Here is a 21,852-nt window from a genome sequence, read left to right as displayed (position 1 = left end):
CGCTGCGGGTGGAGCGCGGGCGGGCCGATGATGACGAACTGGCCGCGGTGGCCGTGGTGTTGTGCTCGGTGCTGGCCGGGCGGACGGCGGCGGCCCGCGGGCAGCAGGAGCGGGAGCAGGAGCAGGAGCGGGAGGAGCCTGCCGCCGCCCCGTCGTGGCGCCGCCCCGCGATCCCCGGCAGCACGTGGCGTTCCCCGTATGGCCGGCGGTAGCGGCACGGGCGCCCGGCCGCCCGCCGGCAGGCGCGTCTTTTTCCAGGGCTGATCCATGCGTGCGCCACCACCCCACCCCCTTACAAACCGCATGAGCGGTTTCTTGTTCGGGGGTTCGGTGCGGCCGCGCTCACGAGGGAGGCAGGCACAGTGACAGTCCTCAACGACATTCCCCAGGTGGCCGGCGAGCCTTCGGGCGCGCGCGGGCGGGTGGCGGAGCTGCACGAGATCCGTGCGCAGGCGCTGGCCGGACCGGGCGGGAAGGCGACCGTGGCGCAGCACGCCAAGGGCAAGCTGACCGCCCGGGAGCGCATCGAGCTGCTGCTGGACGCCGGTTCCTTCAGGGAGGTCGAGCAGCTGCGCCGGCACCGCGCCACCGGCTTCGGCCTGGAGGCCAAGAGGCCGCACACCGACGGTGTCATCACCGGCTGGGGCACGGTCGAGGGCCGTACCGTCTTCGTCTACGCCCACGACTTTAGGATCTTCGGCGGCGCGCTGGGCGAGGCCCACGCCACGAAGATCCACAAGATCATGGACATGGCCATCGCGGCCGGTGCCCCGCTCATCTCCCTCAACGACGGCGCCGGCGCCCGCATCCAGGAGGGCGTCTCGGCGCTGGCCGGCTACGGCGGCATCTTCCAGCGCAACACCCGGGCCTCCGGCGTCATCCCGCAGATCTCCGTGATGCTGGGCCCGTGCGCGGGCGGCGCGGCCTACAGCCCCGCCCTGACCGACTTCGTCTTCATGGTCCGCGAGACCTCGCAGATGTTCATCACCGGCCCGGACGTCGTCAAGGCGGTCACCGGTGAGGAGATCACCCAGAACGGGCTGGGCGGCGCCGACGTCCACGCGGAGACCTCCGGCGTGTGCCACTTCGCCTACGACGACGAGGAGACCTGCATCGCCGAGGTCCGCTACCTGCTGTCCCTGCTGCCGCAGAACAACCGCGAGTTCCCGCCCCGCGCCCCGTGCGCCGATCCGCCCACCCGCCGCTGTCAGGTGCTCCTCGACCTGGTCCCGGCGGACGGCAGCCGCCCCTACGACATGGCCAAGGTCATCGAGGAGATCGTCGACGACGGCGAGTACCTGGAGGTCCACGAGCGCTGGGCGCGCAACATCGTCTGCGCGCTGGCCCGTCTGGACGGCCACGTCGTCGCCGTCGTCGCCAACCAGCCGCAGTCCCTGGCGGGCGTGCTGGACATCGAGGCATCCGAGAAGGCCGCACGGTTTGTGCAGATGTGCGACGCCTTCAGCATCCCCCTCGTCACCCTTGTCGACGTCCCCGGGTTCCTGCCCGGCGTCGGCCAGGAACACGACGGCATCATCCGCCACGGCGCAAAGTTGCTGTATGCCTACTGCAACGCCACCGTGCCCCGGATCTCGCTGATCCTGCGCAAGGCCTACGGCGGCGCCTACATCGTCATGGACAGCCAGTCCACCGGCGCCGACCTCACCTACGCCTGGCCCACCAACGAGATCGCCGTGATGGGCGCCGAAGGCGCAGCAGGCGTCATCTTCCGCCGTCAGATCGCCGAGGCCGACGACCCCGAGGCGATGCGGGCCCGCATGGTCAAGGAGTACACGTCCGAGCTGATGCACCCCTACTACGCCGCCGAGCGCGGCCTGGTCGACGACGTCATCGACCCCGCCGCCACCCGCGAGATCCTCATCCGCTCCCTGGCGATGCTGCGCACCAAACAGGCCGACCTGCCCTCCCGCAAGCACGGCAACCCCCCGCAGTGACCCGGCGGCCGGCGGCCGGCAGCGAGCAGCGCAAAGCGCCCCTGCGCCGGGCCCGGAAGCCGCTTGCCGCCCCCGCCGCGCCCCCCTCCAGGGAGCGGCGCGTCCCCGTCCCCGGGCGGCGGACGAGGCCTCGCCGGAGTGTGTGCGAAGGCGAAGCGAGCCGGCCGGCGCCGGTGTGCGAGCCCGGCGCGCGTATCACCCCCCGCATTGACAAACCGACCGTGCTGTTTTTTACTCGTGCTCAAGCGGGAGCCGTGGCGCACCGTCCAGGCTTCCAAGCGGCGGTCCCCGCGACGTGGACCCGTCCGCAACCGGCACCGGACCCAAGGGGGAAGACAGTGGACATCGAAGTTCTGGGCGCGCTGTCGCTGCACGAGCACGGCATCTCTGTCACACCGACCGCCCCCAAGCCGCGGCAGGTGCTGGCCCTGCTCGCCCTGCACGCCGACCGCGTGGTCCAGGTCTCCTCCCTGATCGAGGAGCTGTGGGACGACGAGCCGCCGCGCAGCGCCCGCACCACGCTGCAGACCTATGTGCTGCAGCTGCGCGAACTCATCGGCGAGGCGCTGGCCAGGGCGGGGGAGCAGGGCGTCACCGCCAAGGACATCCTGGTCACCCTGCCCGGCGGCTACCGGCTGAACACCCGCGGCGGCCGGGTCGACTTCCGCGAGTTCGAAAAACAGGCCGGGGCGGGCTACCGGGCCATGGACGCCGACGACTTCTCCGGCGCGGCCCGCCGGCTGCGGGAGGCGCTGGCCCTGTGGACCGGCCCCGCGCTCGCCGACGTCACCGCCGGCAGCCGGATCGGCCTGGAGATCAAGCGCCTGGACGAGGCCCGGCTGTGCGCCCTGGACCAGCGCATCGAGGCCGACCTGCGCCGCGGCCGCCACCGCGAGCTGCTGTCCGAGCTGACCGTCCTGGTCAACCGCCACCGCATGCACGAGAGCCTGCACGGCCAGTTCATGGTGGCCCTGCACCGCTCCGGGCGGCGCGGCGACGCCCTCAACGTCTACCAACGGCTGCGCACCACGCTCGTGCGTGAGCTGGGCCTGGAGCCGTCGGCGACGCTCAGCCGGCTGCAGCGCTCCATCCTGATGGCCGTCCCCGAGACCGTCCCGGCCCGCGACGCGGAGATCAGCGGGCCGCCCATGGCCCGGATGGGCTGAACTCGCCTTCCGCACGCCCCCCGCACGGCCGGCCGGCCGCCTCGCACCGAGCGGTCCCCCCACCGGCCCCCGCACGCCGACCACTGCACGCACCCCCACGGACACCCGAAACACCGCGCCACGACCCCCTGCTGCACGCGGAGAGCCGCCCCCTCACGGCACCGCAGCCGGGCGATCTTGCCGGCGAGCGCCCCGGCCGCCCCGCCCGGAAGGCTTCGATGCCTGCGCCGGGCCCCGAAGACGACCCGGGGGACGAGCGGCAGCCGACGGCCGCCGCCACCGAACCGGCCAGAGCGGGCAAGTGCGAGCGCCCGTATCGCCGGGTGAACACCACCCCATCCGGCCCGCCGCACCCGACGGCCGCCGCCTCAACGCCGAGGCCCAGGACACGGAGAACCAGGTGCCGGCGCACCCGCCTCGCGCACACCGCAGCGCCCTGGCCTGCCGGCCGCCTCGGTACCGGACCGCCGTCGGCCAGGGCACAGCGACGGATCCCGCACCAGAGGGCACCGGCCGTGCCTCCCCGCGCCCGGTATCCACCGCCCCGCCGTCCGCCGCCTGCTCCGGCCGGCCCGCGGGCTACGCCGTCCCTCGCCTCCAGCACCGCACCTCCCGTGCTCCGCCCGGACGGCCGTCCCGGCCGTGGCGGCCGTGCCGGGAGCGCGACGCAGCAGCGCCTGACCGCCGCCGCCCGCACGGCCTTCCGCCTCCGCCTGCGGCCCGCAGCGCCTTCCCGCCCCGCCCCGCCCCTCGCCCCGCCCTCTCGCCCCGCCCGCCTCCCCGGCGGCCCGCGCCTGAGCGCCGGTGGCTCCCGTGGCGCCGCCGCTGCCGCGGCCCGGCCCTCGGCCGCCGCACGGGGAAGCGCCCGGCACCGGTGGCGGCCACCCCGGCGAAGAGGACACAGCCGTGACCGAACCCCACCGGCGCCGAGGAGGCCCACCCGCCCCCTGCTCAGGCCCCCCAGACCCCCTGCCGGCCCTCTCCGGCCCCCTGTGCCCTGGCGCCCAGCCCCCTGTGCCCTGGCGCCCGGCCCCCCGCGGCCCGGTGTCGCGCACCCCGGGCCGCGCCCGCGCCGTCGCTCTGCCTCCGGTGAGGGCGGCGGTGTGCACACCGCATGTCATGAACGGCTTCGTCAGGTGATCCGATTACGGCCGGGAAAAGCAGAAGAGGAATCTGTCATTTCTCCGGCCGCCGGAGGGCAGGCGCCGCACAAGAACGGCGGAAAAGGAACCCCGGCTCCAGCGGAATTCTGGGCTCATTCGAGTTCCCGTGGTGCGTTCTGTCCGTTCTCCCGCCGGGTGTTCTCGGCGGTTTCGTTTTTCCGCCGGCAGCCTGGGCGCCCTATCAGGAATAGGTGACTCCGCCCCGGCCGGGGGCGTACTGCAAGAAGGTCACTCAATGACTCCTCGACAATTCCCGAGGGCCGGGTTGCGGCGGGATACGGTGCGCCTCGTCCATGTGTCGCGGGAAAGCACGTTCGGTCCCCGCGTGGCGCAATATCGACGAACCTCGGGCACTGATTCGCACACCGGATCAAAAACCGACTACAGCCGTCGAGGTACGGGGAGGAAGCCATGAAGATTCGTGTTCTTGGTCCACTGAGTGCCGACGTCAACGGGATGTCGATCGTCCCGACGGCCGGGAAGCCGCGCCAGATCCTGGCCCTGCTCGCCCTCTACCCGAGCCGGGTCATGCCCGTGCCCACGCTCATGGAGGAGATCTGGGGCACCGAGCTGCCCCAGAGCGCCCTGACCACCCTGCAGACCTACATCCTGCAGCTGCGGCGCCGGCTCGGTACCGCCATGGGGCCCGGCGCCCCCGGCACCGCCAAGGACGTGCTCGCCACCCGGCACGGCGGCTACCTGCTGCAGATACCCGCCGACGCGGTCGACGTCCACGCCTACGAACGCCTCGTCACCGAGGGCCAGCAGGCCTTCGAGAACGGCGACGACGCCCTGGCGGCCCGCACCTACCGCCAGGCGCTGGATCTGTGGCAGGGGCCCGCCCTGGTCGACGTACGCGTCGGCCCGGTGCTGGAGATCGAGGCGATGCGGCTGGAGGAGAGCCGGCTGGTCACCCGGGAACGCCGCATCGACGCCGACCTGCGCCTGGGCCGGCACGCCGAGGTCACCGCCGAGCTGATGGACCTGACCGCCCGCCACCCCGAGCACGAGGGACTGCACTCGCAGGCCATGGTCGCGCTGTACCGCTCCGGCCGGCAGGCCGCCGCGCTCGACGTCTACCACCGGCTGCGCCGCCGCCTGGTCGACGAGCTGGGCGTGGAGCCCTCGCCGCAGCTGCAGCGGCTGCACCAGGCGATGCTGGCCGTCGACCCCCAGCTGGACGTGACCTCCTGCCCCCGGCGCACCTCCACCTTCGACCTCTACGCAGCCTGACACCGCCGCCCCGCCGCCCCGCCGCCCCGCCGCCCCGCCGCCCCGCCGCACCGCCGGGTGGGCCGGGGTTCAGTCCACGAGGCCCAGATCCCTCAGCAGGGAGCGTTCCAGCGCGGTCAGGGGCACATCCGGGCGCAGCCGCTCGGGATGGCCGGGCGGGGGTGCGTGCAGCAGCCGGGCGGCATCGGCCCGGGCCGCCTCGCCCGCCATCTGGACGGCGCCGGCGGCCACCAGGCACTGCCAGACGCAGCCCGCCAGGGCGCGGGCGGCCCGCCGTACGCGCCGGGCACCACGAAACGCCATCACCACTCCTTCGGGCGGCGCACGCCGCCCCCCGCCCGTCACCGTCGGCCCCTGCGCTCGCGAACCGCCTGACACGGTCTCGAACCCCAATCCGGCGGACTCCGGGGGAGTGTCCTTGTGCGGTTCGCCAAGGAAAATCGGGCGGCGGCAGGGTGGGAGGGCGGCCACCATGGCGAGATGTGTGAGCTGCTGTGGGCCGACGTGGCGTACTTCTTCGACCCGGACTTGATGGGGTCGCTGCCGGATGTGCGTGTGCCAGGTGCCGCGGCTCAGGACTGGCAGGCGGTCCTCGACCTCGTCGGTGAGAGCGGCTGGAAGTGGCAGTACGCAGAAGGCGAGGCGGTGCTGCCGATGCCCAGGGCCGAGGCGGTGCTTTCCCTTCCGGTTGACGCTGACTGCCCTGAGCTGCGGGTGTGGCCGGCAGACGATGTGCTGGCGATCTTCCGTTTCCATGAGGCCGAGCAGATCGATTTCGATGTGGATCTCCGTGAGCTTCAGGGGCAGGAGCGGCTGGATGTGTTCTGTGGCTTTCTCCGGGCGATCGGGCGACGGCTGGGCAAGCCGGTGCTGATGGATCCGGAGGGCGACTACGGCCATCCGGTACTCGGGTTCGACGTTGAAGCCGACCGGGTCGTGCTCCTGGCCGAGCCGCCGGTCAGGTGATCGCTGCCGCCGGCCGGGGTGCGTAGAGGCTGCGTCGCGGATCATCGTGAAACGGACGCCGGCTCCAGGTCCGGCCGGATTGAGCAGGGCCTCGCCGGGGACAGAGGCCGGCGATCCGCCGCATCGCCGGCCCGGGCAGACGGGCGACCGGGCAAACCCATGTCCCTGGCCACCGCGAGCGGCAGGGGGCACACGTCCAACGGGGGAGCAGCCACACGCGACGACGGCCACACGCGCGGCCGGCCACGCGCGACGCCGGCCGCGGACGACCGCGGCAGCGGCGGAGGGGCTGTTGCATCCCCAGCACCCCGCAGCCACCCCGGCGGACCGTAGGCCGGTCCGTTGAGGGACACGGGGCGCACCCCCGGGTCGCAGAAGACGAGGTCGTAGCCGGCGTCCGCGAGGCGGGGCAGGACGTCCAGGGCGCGGCCCGGGATGAAGCGTCGCCCGGCCCGCACTTCCGTACTCCCGCCCCGCGCCCTCCCGCCCCGCACCCTCGTGCCCCCGCACCCTCCCGCCCCGCACCCTCCCGCCCCGCACCTTCGTGCCCCCGGCCGGGCCCGCAGGGTCGCCCGCGGTGGTCGGGCCCGGGTGGAGCCGGCGTCGCACGGGGACGCCCCGCGGGCGGCCTGGCCGGTGCCGTGCTGCGGATTCGAGCCGTACTCCGGTGGCGGCCGAGGTGTTCTCCACCCGATCAGGACACAGTCCATGGCGAGCCTGTATACGAGCCGGGCCGGCCGCGGTGTTCTGTGTCCCGGCCCGGTCTTTCGGACATCCGAGACGAGAAAAGGGGTGTGGTGGATGTACCTCGCGCCGGTGCACCGTATGGCCCAGCACGCGGAGGTGGACGCCCCGGCCGGCGTGCTCTACGGCCTGATCGCGGACGCCCTGCGCTGGCCGGTCTTCCTGCCGCCCACGGTCCATGTCGAACAGCTGGAGTTCGACGGTGCCTCGGAGCGGCTGCGGATGTGGGTGACCGCCAACGGCGAGATCAAGTCCTGGACCACGCGGCGGGTCCTGGACCCCGTCGCGCACCGGGTGGAGTTCCGGCAGGAGGTGCTGCCCCGCCCGGTGACCTCGATGGGCGGCAGCTGGAGCGTGGAGCCCCGGGGCCCGGAGAAGTCCCTGGTGACCCTGCGCAACGACTTCGCCGTCGCCGACAACGCGCGCGCGGACGTCGACTGGGTCAAGCGGGCCACCACCGCCAACACGCGGGCCGCGCTGGCCAACCTCAAACGGCTCGCCGAGCGCTGGCGCCGCCTGGACCACCTGGTGCTGTCCTTCGAGGAATCGGTGCACATCGACGCGCCCGTGGAGCCGGTCTACGACTTCCTGCACCGCTTCGGCGACCGGGCCGGCGCCGCGTCCGGCGCTGTGCCGGGCGCCGGACGGATCGAGGTGTCCGAGCGCACTCCCGGGGTGCAGCTGATGACCGTGGAACTGCCCGCGGCCGGCGGCGACGGCGGGACGCGCACCACCGAATCGGTGCGGATCGGCTTCCCGCACGCCGGACGCATCGTCTACAAGGACATCCGCGACAGCGAGCAGCCCGCGCTGCTGGCCGCGCACACGGGGGAGTGGTCGGTCGACCCCGACCCCTGGGGCGAGGGCGTCACCGTCGTCGCCCGCCACCACGCGGTGCTCGACGAGGACGGCGTGCGCGAGCGCTACGGCGAGGGGGCCGAAGCGGTGCGCGGGGCGCGTGAGGCGCTGCGCGCACGGCTCGCCCGGGAGAGCGCCGCCGCGCTGCAGCTGGCCCGCCGGCACGCCCAGGACGCGCTCGCCCGCCGGGTGTGAGCCGCCCGCCGGGTGCGAGCCGCGCGGCCGGCCCGGCCGCCGCAGATCGCGCTCATCGCGCCGAACGGTTTTCCGTCCGCACCGGCCGCCCGGGCCGCCCGGGCCGGAGTTGTGGAGGTCCCACGTGAACGACAACCTGACCGCGGGCGCCCTCGTGCCCGGGGCCGCGGCACGTCCCCGCATACCTACCGCCCGCCTGCGGGTGTGCGGGGACGGCGCCGCACGCGCCCAGTACGTCGAGGATCTGCTCGGTGACCCCTTCGCCGACGACAACCCGCACGGCCAGCGGGCGCTGCTGGCCGCCGACGAACGCCGCCAGGCGCCCGCGGCCACCGAGGAACTCCTGGAGAGCTTCGGCCTGGGCGCGGAGTTCGTGCCCGGGCCGCTGGGCGGCCGCCTCGCCGGTGTCGAGGACCTGGCGCAGGTGCTGCGGCCGCTCTTCCGCCGGGACGTCGCCCTCGGTTTCGGCGCCGGGATGACCGCCCTGTTCGCCGCGTCGGTGGTGTGGACGGCCGGCGACGAACGCCAGCGCCAGGACACCGCCCGGCGCCTGCTGGGCGGCGGCCGCATCACCATCCTGCACCGCGAGTTCGCGCACGCCAACGCCATCCTGCGCGGCGAGTACAGCGCGCACCCCGCCCCGGGCGGCGGGTATGTGGTGGACGGCCGCAAGGACGTCGTCATCAACGCCGACCGCGCCGACGCCTTCGTCGCCTACGCGCGCACCGCCGACGGCGACGGCCCCGACAGCCACTCGGTGTTCCTGCTGGAAACCGACCGGCTCCCCTCCCATGCCGTGCACCGGCTGCCGCGCGCCCGCACCCACGGCATGCGCGGCGCCCACTACGCCGGACTGGACCTTGAGCAGTGCCCGGTGCCCGCCGACGCCCTCATCGGCCGCCTCGGCGAGGGCATCCACCTGTCCCTGCGCACCTTCCAGGTCAGCCGGGCCCTGGTCTCCGGCGGCGCCCTGGTCGCCGGGATGGACAGCGCGCTGCGCTACGCCGTAAGGGCCCTGGGCGACTCGAGCCGCGGCCTGGTGCTGGGCGGGCGCCGCGGCCGGGTCCTGGCCGGCGTCTTCGCCGACCTGCTGGCCTGCGACAGTCTCGCCGTCGCCGGGCTGCGCCTGCTCGACCTGGCCCCCGAGTACGCCCTCATCCCCTCGGCCGCCGTCAAGTACGCCGTGTCCGCGCTGCTGCACGAGGACCTCGACGAACTCGCCGCGGTGCTCGGCGCCCGCGGCTACGACCGCGGCCCCGCCTACGGCGGCTTCCAAAAACTCGTGCGCGACCTGCCGGTGGCCGGCCTCGGCCACGCCGGGACCGCCGACACCCAGGCCGTGCTCGTGCCCCACCTTCGCACCCTGGGCCACGCCGCCCGGCGGGGCGAGCCCTGGCGCGAGGCCCCCGCCGCCCTGTTCACCCCCGGCGCACGCCGCGCCCCAGGGGCCGCGTTCGACTTCCGGCGGCTTCACGCCGAGCCCCACGACCCCCACCACGCCTGCGACGGCATGCTCGCCGCGCTGCTCGGTGCCGCCGCCCGGCTCGACGGCAAACGCGCCCAAGGCCCGCGGTGGGCGGCCCTGGCCGACCTGGGCCGCGCTCTGGCCGCCGAGGTGCACAGCCTCGCCGAGCGCTGCGCCACGCTGTTCGGGCGCCCGCAGACCAGGGCGCCCTCCCCGGCCGCCTACGTCCTGGTCGACCGGTACTGCCTGCTGCTGGCCGCCGCCTCCTGCCTGGCCGTCTGCGAGAACGCCGCCCTGGCCGGCCCGGACGGCGCCCTGCTGGCCGAACCCGACTGGGCGCTGCTGGCCCTGACCCGCTTCGCCCGCCGCCTGGGCCTGGAGGTGCCCGACGTGCCGGACGGCGTCACGCCGGACCTCGCCGCCGCCCTGGTGGACCGCTACCGGCACGGACACAGCTTCGACCTGTACGGGATGCGGCTCGCGTGAGACCCCACCCGGACAGAAACGATTCTTCCCGGCCGGGCGGAGCCCGCGACCCCCAGCACAGCGGCGGGCCGGAACGAGCAGCCAAGGAGGCGAACCCCGTGCACCCCGGTGAGCCCGCGCACCTGCGCGGCGACCACGTCAGCGGCGACCACGTCACCGGCGACCACGTCACCGATGACCACGTCGCCGACGACGGCGTCACCGACGACATCGACGCGCGCGACAGCGCCGGCGTCCTGGCCGCCCTGCACCGCCTGAGCGCCCTGGGCACCGTCGCCACCGCGCGCGGCTCCGCCGTCGCCCCGCCCGTGCACATCCCGCGCCCCGACAGCTCCTGGCTCAAGGTCAGGGAGAACCTCCTGGACCGCGGGGCCACGGTGGCGTACGCGACGTGGACCGAGTGGCTGCCGGCGGTGCTCACCACGCCGCGGCTCAGGCCGCTGCTGGGCCGCGACTTCAGCCGCTACGAGCGCACAGACGACCCCGCGGTCCGCTGCCGCTTCGCCGCCTCCCGGCTGCTGATCAAGTACACCGCGGCGGCCGCGCTGGGCATCGAAGCCGAGGACATCGACATCGCCTACCGGCTCGGCGGCCGCCCCTACCTGCGCGGACTGGACCAGGTGGAGGTGGGTCTGACGCACACCGGTGAGCTGATGGCCGTGGGCATCAGCCGGATGGGCCGGATGGGCCTGGACGCCGAGCGCGCGGACCGCCGCTTCGACGCGGGCCTGATGCGGCGCGCGATGTGCACCCCGGCCGAGGCGGCGGAACTCGACGCCCTGCCCGCCCACCAGCGCGCGGCGGGCCTGCTGCGCCTGTGGACGCTGAAGGAGGCCTACACCAAGGCGCTCGGGCAGGGCATGCGGCTGCCCTTCACCGAGTTCGGCTTCGGCCTCGCCCTCGGAGGCCTGCGCACCCCCGACGGCACCGCGGCCCTGGGCGAGGAATGGGCGTTCGCCACCTACCCGGTGCTCGGCCGCTACCTCGTCAGCGCCGCCTGCCACGACGCCGGACTCGACCCGGCCGGCGACACCTCGGTCGGCACCATGCTGGACCGCCGGCTGCTCACCGCCATGACACCGCCCGGACAGGACACCCCGACCGTGGACATCTGAACCCCCGCCGGGGGACCGGCGGCCGGGCGGACCCGTGCGGTACGGCGGGCGGTACGCACCCGTGGATCCCGCGGGCGGTGCGGCCCCCTGCACCCACCGGTTGACCTCGTGCAGGTCACCGACGGAGGGCGCCGGGCCGGCCCGGCAGGCGATACGGGCCCGTGGCCCCGGCAGGCGATACGAGTCCGTGGTCCCGGCGGGCGGGGCAGGTGCCGTGCAGCCCAGGGGTGGCACGGCGCCGTGGCCCCGGCAGGCGGGACGGAGCCGTGGTCCCGGCGCGCGGGGCAGGTGCCGTGCGGCCCGGCCGCAAGCAGAACCCGGCAACCGTGCGGTCCGTCCGCCCCCAGCCGGATCCGGCACCGTGCGGCCGGGATGCCGCCGCGGATCCGGCATCCGCCGGCTCAGGCCCGGCGCGGCGGCTCTCCCTCGGTGAACAGCACCCGGAACGACAGCTCGCTCATCCGCCACCCCTCCCGGGTCCTGCGGGCCCGGCCGCGGGCGAGGGTGCCCGCGCGGAACAGCGCCGGCCCGCTCCCGCCGGGGCGGTGGACGTGCGTGGTCAGCACGTGGGCGCGGAAGACGGCACGCTCGCCCTCGACGTCCACCACCGGCGGCGAGCCCAGGTGCTGGGTGCGGGCGAATGCCGCCAGGGAGGCCCGGTGCCACGCGGCGAGCCCGGCGCACCCCGCGTGCTCGCTCATCGGGAAGGTGACGACCGCGTCCTCGGTGAACAGGCTCCGGGCCCAGGCGTCGTCGAGTTCCCCGTCGTCGAGCGCGATCAGATAACGGCCCAGCAGGTCCCCGACCACAGTGGCCTCGGCGGCATCGGCGGCCGGGGCGGCCGGGGCGGCGAGATGGTTGGAAGTCACCGCCCGAGCATGGTGCCGCCCGCGCCCGCCTCACCAGGTTCCTGCCAAAGATCTGACATTGCCGACAGAGTTCTGTAACGGATTGCATAAAGCCTGTACCGCATTGTCTTTACCGTTCTTCCGTGGCCCGGCAATACTCGTCGAATACCAGTCGGGAGAGGGCGGATGAATACCTTTGACGCGGACGTGATCGTCGTCGGAGCAGGTCCCACCGGACTCATGCTCGCAGGCGAGTTGAGTCTCAATGGAGTTGCGGTCCTGGTCGTCGACCGGCTTGCCGAGCCCATCGGGGAATCCCGTGCCCTCGGCTTTTCCGCGCGCACGATCGAGGAATTCGCCCAGCGCGGACTGATTTCCCGGCTCGGTGACGTCGACGTCATTCCCTTCGGTCATTTCGGCGGTGTGCCGCTCGACTACCGCGTCCTTGAGGGCGGTTCCTACGGCGCCCGCGGCATCCCCCAGGCGCGGACCGAGGCCATGCTCGCCGGCTGGATCGCCGAGCGCGGCGTCAAGGTCCGCCGCGGCACCGAGGTCACCGGCGTCGCACAGGACGACGACGCAGTCACCGTCGAGCTCGGCGGCGGCACCGGCGCGCTGCGCGCCCGCTACGTCGTGGGCTGCGACGGCGCCCGCAGCGTGGTGCGCACGTCCGCGGGCATCGACTTCCCCGGCACCGCGCCCACCGTCGAGCTGCGCTTCGCCGACGTCACCGGCGTCCGGCTGCGCCCGCGCTTCAGCGGGGAGCCGGTGCCCGGCGGCATGGTCATGGTGCTGCCGCTGGGCCCGGACCGCGCCCGCGTCATCTACTACGACCGCGCCCAGCCGCTGCGCACCGACCCCGGCCCGATCACCTTCGCCGAGGTCGCCGAGGCCTTTGGGCGCCTGTCCGGCGAGGACATCAGCGGCGCCACAGCGCTGTGGGTGTCCTCCACCACCGACGTCAGCCGCCAGGCCGCGGCATACCGCAGCGGCCGGGTCTTCGTCGCCGGTGACGCCGCCCACATCCACCTGCCCATCGGCGCCCAGGGCATGAGCGCCGGCATCCAGGACGCCGTCAACCTCGGCTGGAAACTCGCCCTGGCCGTCAAGGGCCGCGCCGGCGAGCACCTGCTCGACACCTACCACGCCGAGCGCCACCCGGTCGGCGCCCGCATCCTGGCCAACACCCTCGCCCAGCGCACCCTCTACCTCGGCGGCGATGAAGTCGACCCGCTGCGCCAGGTGTTCGGCGAGCTGGTGCGGCACGAGGAGGTGCAGCGCCACCTGGTGGGCATGGTCACCGGCCTCGACATCCGCCACGACGTCGGCGGCGAGGGCCATCCGCTGCTCGGCCGCCGCCTTCCCGACCGGCAGGTCACCCGCGACGGCGTCAAGCAGAGCGTGCTGAGCCTGCTTGCGTCCGGGCGCGGTCTGCTGCTCGACCTGGCCGGCAGCGCCGAACTGCGCGCCGCGGCGAAGGGGTGGTCCGACCGGGTCGACACCGTCACCGTCCAGCGGCCCGAGGACGAGGACCTGGGCGCCGTCCTGGTCCGTCCCGACGGCTACGTCGCCTGGGTCGGCGGCCCCGGCGAGGGCCCCGGCGCCGCCGCGAGCGGCATGCCGCTGACCCGCGCGCTGACCCGCTGGTTCGGCCCCGCCGACTGACACCGGGGCCCGCCCCTCACCGCACGTCCCCTCCCTTAAGGAAGCGAAGAAAACCATGCCGATCATCTCCACCGAGGACAACTACCTGACCGTCCTGAACCTGTTCACCACCGACACCCCCGCCCACCAGGACCAGCTGCTCACCGAAATGGGCAAGATCGTCGACGCGGCGGCCTACGAGGGGTGGATCTCCTCCACCGTGCACGCCGGGCAGGACAGCCCCGGCACCGCCAACCTGATCCAGTGGCGCAGCGGCGAGGACCTGCAAAAGCGCTACTCCGGCGAGGAGTTCAAGCACCGCACGCTGCCCGTCTTCAGGGAGATCACCACGGCGATCCGGCTGCTGCAGAACGAGATCGTCTTCACCCAGACCCACCCCGCCCTCGGCGGCCGGATCGAGGTCTCCCCGGACCGCGACGACTACACCGCCATCGAGGTCCACCGGGTCGGCGAGGCCGACCAGGCCGATCTGATCAAACTCCTGGGCGAGGGCCAGAGCTGGCTGGTGGACGTTCCCGGCTACCGCTCGCACTGCGTCTTCAAGGGCCTGCGCGCCATGTTCGTCGAGGGCGCCTTCGCCGTCGTGTACTCCCAGTGGGACAGCAAGGACAGCTACGACGCCTTCCGCAGCCTGCCGCACGCGCGCAAGCCGGAGCCCCGCCGCGCCAACGACGAGCGCATCGCCGAGCTGACGGTCGCCAGCGACGCCAACACCTACCGCGTGGTGCACACCCGCGCCGCGGGCCGGTAACCCCCGCCCCCCCTTTCTCGGCCGGCCCCGAAGGAGCGGGCCGGCCGGCGTGGATCGGCCCGTGAGCGGGCTGCCGGTGACCCTGCCGCATCCCCTGTCTAGGAGCGAGAACTGATGCACAGCACGCTGATCGTGGCCCGTATGGCGCCCGGTGCGAGCGCGGACGTCGCCCGGCTGTTCGCCGAGTTCGACGCCACCGACATGCCGCACCGCATGGGCACCCGGCGGCGCCAGCTGTTCGCCTTCAACGGCCTGTACTTCCACCTGCAGGACTTCGACGCCGACAACGGCGGCGCACTGATCCAGGGCGCCAAGGACGACCCGCGCTTCGTGCAGATCAGCGACGACCTCAAGCCGTTCATCGACCCCTACGACCCCGCGACCTGGCGGTCCCCGGCCGACGCCATGGCACAGCGTTTCTACCGGTGGCAGGCGCCCGCCTGAACCGGCACCCAGCCCGCCGGGCCGTGGCTTGCGCGGCGTATGAAGACCGTTCAGCTGGGGCCCCATGCGCCCCGAGACTCAAAGGAAGCACCCCATGGCCAGCATCCAGTTCACCCTCGACGACCTGCGGCGGATCCTGCTCGAGGCCGCGGGCGCCGACGAGAACGTCGACCTCGCCGCGGACATCCAGGACACCTCCTTCGAGGTGCTGGGCTATGAGTCCATCGCCCTGCTGGAGACCGGCGGCCGCATCGAACGCGAGTACGGCATCGTCCTGGACGACGACGACCTCAGCGAGGAGCTCACACCGCGGGACCTGATCGACGCCGTCAACGCCCAGCTGGCCCCGGCCGGCGCCCGGGCCGCCTGAAAAGGAAGATGAGGGAGCTCACTCATGTCCGACACCACCGGACGGGTCGCCCTGGTCACCGGGGCGACCAGCGGCATCGGCCTGGAGGTCGCCCGCCTGCTGGCCCGCCAGGGCCACCGGGTCTTCATCGGCGCCCGCGACGCCGACACCGTCGAAGCCACCGCCAAGGCGCTGCGCGAGGACGGCCTGGACGTCGACGGCCGCCGGCTCGACGTCCGCGACGCCGCCTCCGTCAAGGAGTTCGTGCGCGCCGCCGTCGCCGCGTTCGGCACCGTCGACGTGCTCGTCAACAACGCCGGGCGCTCCGGCGGCGGCCCCACCGCCGATATCACCGACGAGCTGTGGGACGACGTCATCGACACCAACCTCACCAGCGTCTTCCGCATGACCCGCGAGGTGCTGACCTCGGGCGGCATGCGCACCAAGGACCGCGGCCGGATCATCAACATCGCCTCCACCGCCGGCAAGCAGGGCGTCGTCCTGGGCGCCCCCTACTCGGCCTCCAAGCACGGCGTCGTCGGCTTCACCAAGGCGCTCGGCAACGAGCTGGCCCCCACCGGCATCACCGTCAACGCCGTCTGCCCCGGCTACGTCGAGACGCCGATGGCCCAGCGGGTGCGCCAGGGCTACGCCGCCGCCTACGACACCACCGAGGAGGAGATCCTCACCAAGTTCCAGGCCAAGATCCCCCTCGGCCGCTACTCCACCCCCCAGGAGGTCGCCGGCCTGGTCGGCTACCTGGCCTCCGACACCGCCGCCTCCATCACCTCCCAGGCCCTCAACGTCTGCGGCGGCCTCGGCAACTTCTGACACACCCGCCCCGCCCCCCCCGCCACCCCCCGCCCAAGCCCTGTTCCGCCGTGTTGTTCTTCCGCACCGCCGGTCCCACCGAGGAGAAGCCGTCATGACGACTCGTGAGGTCGAGCACGAGATCACCATCAGCGCGCCCGCCGCCGCCGTCTACCGCCTCCTGGCCGAGGTGACCAACTGGCCGCGGATCTTCCCGCCCACCATCCACGTCGACCGGGAGGAGACCGGCAGCGGCCAGGAGCGCATCCGTATCTGGGCCACCGCCAACGACGAGCCCAAGACCTGGACCTCGCGCCGCACCCTCGACGCCGGATCCCTGCGCATCACCTTCCGCCAGGAGGTGCCCGCCCCGCCGGTCGCCGCCATGGGCGGCACCTGGATCATCGAGCCCCTGGACGAGGACACCTGCCGGGTGCGGCTCCTGCACGACTACCGGGCCGTCGGCGACGACCCCCACGACCTGCTGTGGATCGAGCGGGCCGTGGACAGAAACAGCCGCAGCGAACTCGCCGCGCTGAAGGACAACGTCGAGCAGGCCCACGCCGCCGACACCCAGCAGCTGACCTTCTCCTTCACCGACACCGTCGTTATCGACGGCGCCGCCAAGGACGCCTTCGACTTCGTCAACGACGCCGGCCGCTGGAGTGAGCGGCTGCCGCACGTCGCCCGCGTCCGCTTCACCGAAAACACCCCCGGCCTGCAGGAACTGGAGATGGACACCCGGGCCAAGGACGGCTCCACCCACACCACCAAGTCCTACCGGGTCGTCCTGGGCCAGCACCGCATCGCCTACAAGCAGGTCACCCTGCCGGCGCTGATGACCCTGCACACCGGGGTGTGGACGTTTCAGGAGACCGAGGAGGGCGCCACCGCCAGCTCCCAGCACACCGTCACCCTCAACACCGACAACATCGCCCGCATCCTGGGACCTCAGGCCACCGTCGCCGACGCCCGCGCCTACGTGCACAGCGCGCTGAGCACCAACAGCCTCGCCACCCTGAACCACGCCAAGACCTACGCGGAGCGGAACCGCTGACTTGACTTCCTCTCCCTCCTGATGGAGGGGGATTCCTACGGCTCGCGCCGTGGGGTTTTCTGCTTCATCGCCGACTGCCCGCCCGGAGTGCTCCGTTGAGGTCTCACATCAGCTCCACAGACAGACGCCGTCAGCCCGACGGCCAGGATGTTCTTCGCCGCGTTCACGTCCCGGTCGTGGGTCGTGCCGCAGCCGCACGTCCATGTCCGGACGTTGAGCGGCATCTTGTCCTGCAAGGTGCCGCAGGCGGAGCACAGCTTGGAGGAGGGGAACCATCGGTCGATCGCGATCACTGCGCGGCCGTACCACTGGGCCTTGTATTCCAGCATGCTCCGGAAATCGGACCAGGCCGCATCGCTGATGGCGCGGGCCAGGCTGCCGTTCTTCATCATGTTCCGGACGGCGAGGTCCTCGATCACGATCGTTTGGTTTTCACGAACGAGACGCGTGGTGAGTTTGTGCAGGTGGTCGCGCCTGCGGTCGGTGATGCGGGCGTAGACCTTGGCCACCTTCCGGCGCGCCTTGGCCCGGTTCGCTCCATCCCCGCTGGCCTTGCGGGCAAGCTGCCGCTGCGCCGTGGCCAGGCGGGCTCGGTCGCGCCGCTCGTGCCGGGGATTGGAGACCTTCTCCCCACTCGAGAGGGTCAGCAGGTGGTCGAGGCCGACGTCGACGCCGACGGCCGCGTCGGTGGGGGGAAGTGGCTGCAGGCACGGGTCCTCACACAGCAGGGACACATACCAGCGTCCGGCCGCGTCCTTGGACACCGTCACGGTGGACGGCGACGCACCTGCCGGAAGCGGACGGGACCACACGATGTCCAGCGGCTCAGCCATCTTCGCCAGGGTCAGCCTGCCGTTGCGGAACCGGAAGGCGCTGGTGGTGTACTCCGCCGACTTCAGCGACTTCTTCCGCGATTTGAACCGCGGGTACTTCGCCCGCTTGCCGAAGAAGTTCGCGAACGCCGTCTGAAGGTGCCGCAGAGCCTGCTGGAGCGGCACGCAGGAGACCTCGTTGAGGTAGGCGAGTTCCTCGGTCTTCTTCCAGGCCGTCAGCATCGCCGACGTCTGGTGGTAGTTCACCCGCTGCTGCCTCGTCCACGCTTCCGTGCGCGCCGCAAGGGCCAGGTTGTAGACCTTCCGCACGCATCCGAACGTGCGCGACAGCTCGGCTGCCTGCGCACCGGTCGGATAGAAGCGGTACTTGAACGCCCGCTTCACGCCAGCGGTCACGGCTCACAAACTATCCCGTCTGCTTGTGACCATCTGCCGGTTCGTGGAAATCGACGCCGGTCCGCCCCGGCGGCGAACCGGCTTTCCCTGCCCTGCTCCGCAGAAGCTTCGTTTCCTCCCCGGCCTGAAGGCCGGGATATCCACGAAGGAAGACTCCGATGAACGCCCCGCACCCGGAGCACCGGGCGCCGCGCACCGGGCCCGCGCCGACGCTCGACACCCAGGTGATCGTCGTCGGCGCGGGCCCCGTCGGCCTGCTGCTCGCCGGGGAACTGGCCCTGCGCGGCATCCGGGTGACGCTCATCGAGCGCCGCCACGGCCCCGCCACCGCCTCCCGCGCCTCCACCCTGCACGCCCGCACCATGGAGATCCTCGACAGCCGCGGCCTGCTCGCCGACCTCGGCCGTCCGCCGTGCGAGGTGCGCGGCCACTTCGGCGGCATCCCCCTGGACCTCACCCTGCCCGGCCCCTACCCCGGCCAGTGGAAGGTTGCGCAGACCAAGACCGAGGCCGTCCTGGAGGAATGGGCCCTGGGCCTGGGCGCCGACCTCACGTGCGGGCACACCCTGCACGCCGTCCACGACCACGGCACCCACGTCGAAGCGGCCGCCACATCCCGCCACGGCACCCCCCTCACCCTGCGCGCCGACTACCTGGTGGCCTGCGACGGCCAGGACTCCACCGTGCGCGCCCTGACGAAGGCCGACTTCCCCGGCACGCCGGCCGAGAGGGAACTGCTGCGCGCCGACGTCGAAGGCCTGAACATCCCCAACCGGCGCTTCCAACGCCTGCCCGGCGGGTTCGCCGTCGCCGCCCGCAACCCGGCCGGCATCACCCGGGTGATGGTCCACGCCTTCGGCACCACGGTCCGCGCAGGCGCCGGCGAGCCGCACTACGACGAGGTCACCGCCGCCTGGAAACAGGTGACCGGCGAGGACATCACCGCCGGCACCCCGCTGTGGGTCAACCGCTTCGACGACGAAAACCGGCGCCTGACCCACTACCGGCACGGCCGGATCCTGTTCGCCGGGGACGCCGCCCACCGCCAGATGCCCATCGGCGGCCAGGCCCTCAACCTGGGCCTGCAGGACGCCTACAACCTCGGCTGGAAACTCGCCGCCGCCGTCGACCACACCGCCCCCGCCGGCCTGCTCGACAGCTACCACAGCGAACGCACCGCGGTCGGCGCCGCCGTCCTGGGCAACATCCGCGCCCAGGCCCTGCTGCTGCTGGGCGGCCCCGACATCGAGCCGCTGCGCACGGTCCTGGCCGAACTCCTCACCCACGAGGCCGTGCGCACCCAACTGGCCGCCATGATCAGCGGCCTGGACATCCGCTACGACGTCGGCGGACCCGCACACCCGCTGCACGGGATGCGCCTGCCGCCCACCGATCTGCGCACCGGCGCGGCCCGCTGCACCACGGCCGACCTGCTGCGCTCGGGGCGCGGACTGCTGCTGGCCCTGCACGGGCCGCCACCGCCCATGAACACAGCCCTGGCCGACCGCATCGACACCGTCACCGCCCAGACAGAGCCCGGCTCACCCCTGGATACCGCGTCCGCCGTCCTGGTCCGGCCCGACGGCTACGTCGCCTGGGCGGGCGCAGCAGACGGCGCCGGGCTCGCCGAGGCCGCCCAGCGCTGGTTCGGATCCCCGTAAAACGCCGCCCCCCGGCGGCCTGCGCGGGCCGCCTCGACTGCGCCACCCCCCGCTCCACCGAGCCCGGTTTTGCTGACTGAGAGGGATCCCCCGCCATGCAGGACATCACGATGGACGCCGACGTCATCGTCGTCGGCGCAGGCCCGACCGGACTGATGCTCGCGGGTGAACTCCGCCTGGGCGGGGCCGAGGTGATCGTGCTCGACAAGCTGGCCGAGCCCACCGGCCAGTCCCGCGGGCTGGGCTTCACCGCCCGCGCCATGGAGGTCTTCGACCAGCGCGGCATCCTGCCCCGCTTCGGACAGGGCGAGAGCCTGGCGGTCAGCGACGTCGGCCACTTCGGCGGCGTCCAGTTCGACTTCACCGCCCTCGAAGGCGCCCACTTCGGCGCCCGCGGCATCCCGCAGAGCCAGACCGAGGCGGTCCTGGCCGGATGGGCGGCCGACCTCGGCGCCGACATCCGCCACGGCCACGAGGTCCTCGCCCTCGACGAGACCTTCCTCGACGGCGACCACGCCGAGATCACCGTCGTCACCCCCGACGGCGTACGGCGGATGCGCGCCCGCTACCTGGTGGGCTGCGACGGCGGCAAGAGCACCGTGCGCAAACTCGCCTCCATCGACTTCCCCGGCACCGAGGCGACCCGCGCGATGTTCCTCGCCGACATCACCGGCGTCGACCTCACCCCCCGCTACCTCGGCGAGACCCTGCCCAACGGCATGGTGATGGCCGCCCCCCTCAAAGAGGGCGTGCACCGCATCATCGTCTGCCCGCACGGCGCCGCCGCCCGCAGCGCCGAGGACACCGTCACCTTCGCAGAGGTCGCCAAGGCGTGGGAGCACATCACGGGTGAGGACATCAGCGGCGGCGGCGCCGAGTGGGTCAGCTTCTTCAGCGACGCCACCCGCCAGGCCGCCGACTACCGGCGCGGCCGGGTGCTGCTCGCCGGGGACGCCGCCCACATCCACCTGCCCGCCGGCGGGCAGGGATTGAGCACCGGCGTGCAGGACGCCGTCAACCTCGGCTTCAAACTCGCCGCCGTCGCCACCGGCCGCGCGGATGAGGCGCTGCTGGACACCTACCACGACGAGCGCCACCCGGTGGGCCGCCGCCTGCTGATGAACACCCGCGCCCAGGGCCTGGTCTTCCTCGGCGGCGCCAAGGCCGAACCGCTGCGCAGCATCCTGACCGAACTCACCGGCCACGACGTGGTCCGCCGCCACCTGGCGGGCATCGTCTCCCACCTCGACATCCGCTACGACCTCGGCGCGGACACCGGCGACGGCGAGGGGGCGGGGGAGGGGCAGGACGTGCACCCGCTGCTGGGGCGCCGCCTGCCCAAGACTGAGCTGACCGGCCCCGACGGCGTCACCGACACCTTCCGGCTGCTGCACGCCGGCCATGGCCTCCTCCTCGACCTCACCGGGGACGTCCGGGTGCGCGAGGCCGCGGCCGCCTGGTCCGGCCGTGTCGACACCGTCACCGCCTCTCCGGCCGGCCGCGACACGGTCCTCGCGGGCGCGGCGGCCGTCCTGGTCCGCCCCGACGGCCACGTCGCCTGGACCGGCTCCGGCACCACCGACGGCCTGCAGGCCGCCCTCACCCGCTGGTTCGGCACCCCCGCCCAGCACTGACCCCCCACCCGCACGGCACAGGGGCAGAAGGAAAGGGGCCGCGAGGTCGGCGCCTTGC

Annotated in this window: 19 protein-coding genes and 1 pseudogene; 16 read left to right on the top strand and 4 right to left on the bottom strand. The window is 73.2% G+C overall.

Features of this window, described 5'->3' with window-relative positions; genetic code table 11:
• The 4 genes from ACQF4J_RS48345 to ACQF4J_RS48330 form a co-directional block, all read left to right on the top strand.
• Nucleotides 1-212: hypothetical protein (locus ACQF4J_RS48345; RefSeq protein WP_427169004.1), on the top strand; the 212-nt coding region annotated here is incomplete at its 5' end.
• A 150-nt stretch (nt 213-362) separates the two neighbouring features.
• Entirely contained in the window at nt 363-1,955 is a 1,593-nt protein-coding gene (locus ACQF4J_RS48340) for an acyl-CoA carboxylase subunit beta (protein WP_427169003.1), read from the top strand.
• Between the two features lie 338 nt (nt 1,956-2,293).
• Nucleotides 2,294-3,121: an AfsR/SARP family transcriptional regulator gene (locus ACQF4J_RS48335; RefSeq protein ID WP_351581724.1), complete on the top strand. Its 828-nt coding sequence runs from the start codon at nt 2,294-2,296 to the stop codon at nt 3,119-3,121.
• A gap of 1,574 nt (nt 3,122-4,695) precedes the next feature.
• A complete protein-coding gene (locus ACQF4J_RS48330; protein ID WP_351581726.1) occupies nt 4,696-5,517 on the top strand; it encodes an AfsR/SARP family transcriptional regulator in 822 nt (273 codons plus the stop codon).
• Nucleotides 5,518-5,586: 69 nt separating this feature from the next.
• On the opposite strand, the gene ACQF4J_RS48325 is transcribed toward ACQF4J_RS48330, so the two are convergent.
• Nucleotides 5,587-5,820: a DUF6059 family protein gene (locus ACQF4J_RS48325; RefSeq protein ID WP_351581728.1), complete on the bottom strand. Its 234-nt coding sequence runs from the start codon at nt 5,818-5,820 to the stop codon at nt 5,587-5,589.
• 177 nt (nt 5,821-5,997) lie between these two features.
• Between ACQF4J_RS48325 and ACQF4J_RS48320 the strand changes: the two genes are divergently transcribed.
• Entirely contained in the window at nt 5,998-6,483 is a 486-nt protein-coding gene (locus tag ACQF4J_RS48320) for a hypothetical protein (RefSeq protein ID WP_427169017.1), read from the top strand.
• A gap of 368 nt (nt 6,484-6,851) precedes the next feature.
• Here the strand turns inward: ACQF4J_RS48320 and ACQF4J_RS48315 are convergent.
• Nucleotides 6,852-6,926, bottom strand: a pseudogene (locus ACQF4J_RS48315) (methyltransferase); the annotation flags it as partial.
• Between the two features lie 358 nt (nt 6,927-7,284).
• On the opposite strand from ACQF4J_RS48315, the gene ACQF4J_RS48310 reads away from it, so the two are divergent.
• The 3 genes from ACQF4J_RS48310 (at nt 7,285) to ACQF4J_RS48300 (ending at nt 11,346) form a co-directional block, all read left to right on the top strand.
• The gene (locus ACQF4J_RS48310) at nt 7,285-8,280 is read left to right on the top strand and encodes an aromatase/cyclase (protein ID WP_427169002.1); all 996 of its coding nucleotides are present in this window, start codon (nt 7,285-7,287) and stop codon (nt 8,278-8,280) included.
• A 124-nt stretch (nt 8,281-8,404) separates the two neighbouring features.
• Complete coding sequence (locus tag ACQF4J_RS48305) at nt 8,405-10,231, top strand: acyl-CoA dehydrogenase (protein ID WP_427169001.1); 1,827 nt, start codon at nt 8,405-8,407, stop codon at nt 10,229-10,231.
• A gap of 98 nt (nt 10,232-10,329) precedes the next feature.
• Nucleotides 10,330-11,346 carry a 4'-phosphopantetheinyl transferase family protein gene (locus ACQF4J_RS48300; RefSeq protein ID WP_427169000.1) on the top strand — a complete coding sequence of 339 codons (1,017 nt, stop codon included), beginning with the start codon at nt 10,330-10,332 and terminating at the stop codon, nt 11,344-11,346.
• A 401-nt stretch (nt 11,347-11,747) separates the two neighbouring features.
• On the opposite strand, the gene ACQF4J_RS48295 is transcribed toward ACQF4J_RS48300, so the two are convergent.
• Nucleotides 11,748-12,215 (bottom strand): nuclear transport factor 2 family protein, encoded by a 468-nt coding sequence (locus tag ACQF4J_RS48295; RefSeq protein ID WP_351581738.1) that lies wholly within the window; start codon nt 12,213-12,215, stop codon nt 11,748-11,750.
• 165 nt (nt 12,216-12,380) lie between these two features.
• Between ACQF4J_RS48295 and ACQF4J_RS48290 the strand changes: the two genes are divergently transcribed.
• From ACQF4J_RS48290 to ACQF4J_RS48265, 6 genes are all read left to right on the top strand, one after another.
• The gene (locus ACQF4J_RS48290; RefSeq protein ID WP_351581740.1) at nt 12,381-13,859 is read left to right on the top strand and encodes an FAD-dependent monooxygenase; all 1,479 of its coding nucleotides are present in this window, start codon (nt 12,381-12,383) and stop codon (nt 13,857-13,859) included.
• Nucleotides 13,860-13,914: 55 nt separating this feature from the next.
• A complete protein-coding gene (locus ACQF4J_RS48285) occupies nt 13,915-14,610 on the top strand; it encodes an antibiotic biosynthesis monooxygenase (protein WP_427168999.1) in 696 nt (231 codons plus the stop codon).
• Nucleotides 14,611-14,724: 114 nt separating this feature from the next.
• Nucleotides 14,725-15,054, top strand: a complete 330-nt coding sequence (locus ACQF4J_RS48280; RefSeq protein ID WP_427168998.1) for a TcmI family type II polyketide cyclase — start codon at nt 14,725-14,727, stop codon at nt 15,052-15,054.
• A gap of 94 nt (nt 15,055-15,148) precedes the next feature.
• Nucleotides 15,149-15,424: an acyl carrier protein gene (locus ACQF4J_RS48275; protein WP_351805278.1), complete on the top strand. Its 276-nt coding sequence runs from the start codon at nt 15,149-15,151 to the stop codon at nt 15,422-15,424.
• Nucleotides 15,425-15,448: 24 nt separating this feature from the next.
• The gene (fabG, locus tag ACQF4J_RS48270) at nt 15,449-16,234 is read left to right on the top strand and encodes a 3-oxoacyl-ACP reductase FabG (protein WP_427168997.1); all 786 of its coding nucleotides are present in this window, start codon (nt 15,449-15,451) and stop codon (nt 16,232-16,234) included.
• Nucleotides 16,235-16,328: 94 nt separating this feature from the next.
• Nucleotides 16,329-17,270, top strand: a complete 942-nt coding sequence (locus ACQF4J_RS48265; protein ID WP_351581748.1) for an aromatase/cyclase — start codon at nt 16,329-16,331, stop codon at nt 17,268-17,270.
• A 35-nt stretch (nt 17,271-17,305) separates the two neighbouring features.
• Here ACQF4J_RS48265 and ACQF4J_RS48260 read toward each other — a convergent pair whose 3' ends face one another.
• A complete protein-coding gene (locus ACQF4J_RS48260; protein WP_427168996.1) occupies nt 17,306-18,499 on the bottom strand; it encodes an RNA-guided endonuclease InsQ/TnpB family protein in 1,194 nt (397 codons plus the stop codon).
• Nucleotides 18,500-18,657: 158 nt separating this feature from the next.
• Between ACQF4J_RS48260 and ACQF4J_RS48255 the strand changes: the two genes are divergently transcribed.
• Nucleotides 18,658-20,160, top strand: coding sequence for an FAD-dependent oxidoreductase (locus ACQF4J_RS48255; protein WP_427168995.1), 1,503 nt, complete (start codon nt 18,658-18,660; stop codon nt 20,158-20,160).
• Between the two features lie 95 nt (nt 20,161-20,255).
• Nucleotides 20,256-21,794, top strand: a complete 1,539-nt coding sequence (locus ACQF4J_RS48250) for an FAD-dependent monooxygenase (protein WP_427168994.1) — start codon at nt 20,256-20,258, stop codon at nt 21,792-21,794.
• The last annotated feature ends 58 nt before the right edge of the window (nt 21,795-21,852 follow it).

It is taken from the genome of Streptomyces sp. C1-1 (genome assembly GCF_050214755.1).
Lineage (GTDB): Bacteria > Actinomycetota > Actinomycetes > Streptomycetales > Streptomycetaceae > Streptomyces.
The sequence above is the reverse complement of the archived record's forward strand: the minus strand, read 5'-3'. Positions and strand labels throughout refer to the sequence as shown.

Coding starts and splice junctions, on each gene's coding strand:
- ACQF4J_RS48330 (WP_351581726.1), top strand. CDS start 4,696: ATGAAGATTCGTGTTCTTGGTCCACTGAGTGCCGACGTCAACGGGATG.
- ACQF4J_RS48325 (WP_351581728.1), bottom strand. CDS start 5,820: ATGGCGTTTCGTGGTGCCCGGCGCGTACGGCGGGCCGCCCGCGCCCTG.
- ACQF4J_RS48320 (WP_427169017.1), top strand. CDS start 5,998: ATGTGTGAGCTGCTGTGGGCCGACGTGGCGTACTTCTTCGACCCGGAC.
- ACQF4J_RS48310 (WP_427169002.1), top strand. CDS start 7,285: ATGTACCTCGCGCCGGTGCACCGTATGGCCCAGCACGCGGAGGTGGAC.
- ACQF4J_RS48290 (WP_351581740.1), top strand. CDS start 12,381: ATGAATACCTTTGACGCGGACGTGATCGTCGTCGGAGCAGGTCCCACC.
- ACQF4J_RS48285 (WP_427168999.1), top strand. CDS start 13,915: ATGCCGATCATCTCCACCGAGGACAACTACCTGACCGTCCTGAACCTG.
- ACQF4J_RS48280 (WP_427168998.1), top strand. CDS start 14,725: ATGCACAGCACGCTGATCGTGGCCCGTATGGCGCCCGGTGCGAGCGCG.
- ACQF4J_RS48275 (WP_351805278.1), top strand. CDS start 15,149: ATGGCCAGCATCCAGTTCACCCTCGACGACCTGCGGCGGATCCTGCTC.
- fabG (WP_427168997.1), top strand. CDS start 15,449: ATGTCCGACACCACCGGACGGGTCGCCCTGGTCACCGGGGCGACCAGC.
- ACQF4J_RS48265 (WP_351581748.1), top strand. CDS start 16,329: ATGACGACTCGTGAGGTCGAGCACGAGATCACCATCAGCGCGCCCGCC.
- ACQF4J_RS48255 (WP_427168995.1), top strand. CDS start 18,658: ATGAACGCCCCGCACCCGGAGCACCGGGCGCCGCGCACCGGGCCCGCG.
- ACQF4J_RS48250 (WP_427168994.1), top strand. CDS start 20,256: ATGCAGGACATCACGATGGACGCCGACGTCATCGTCGTCGGCGCAGGC.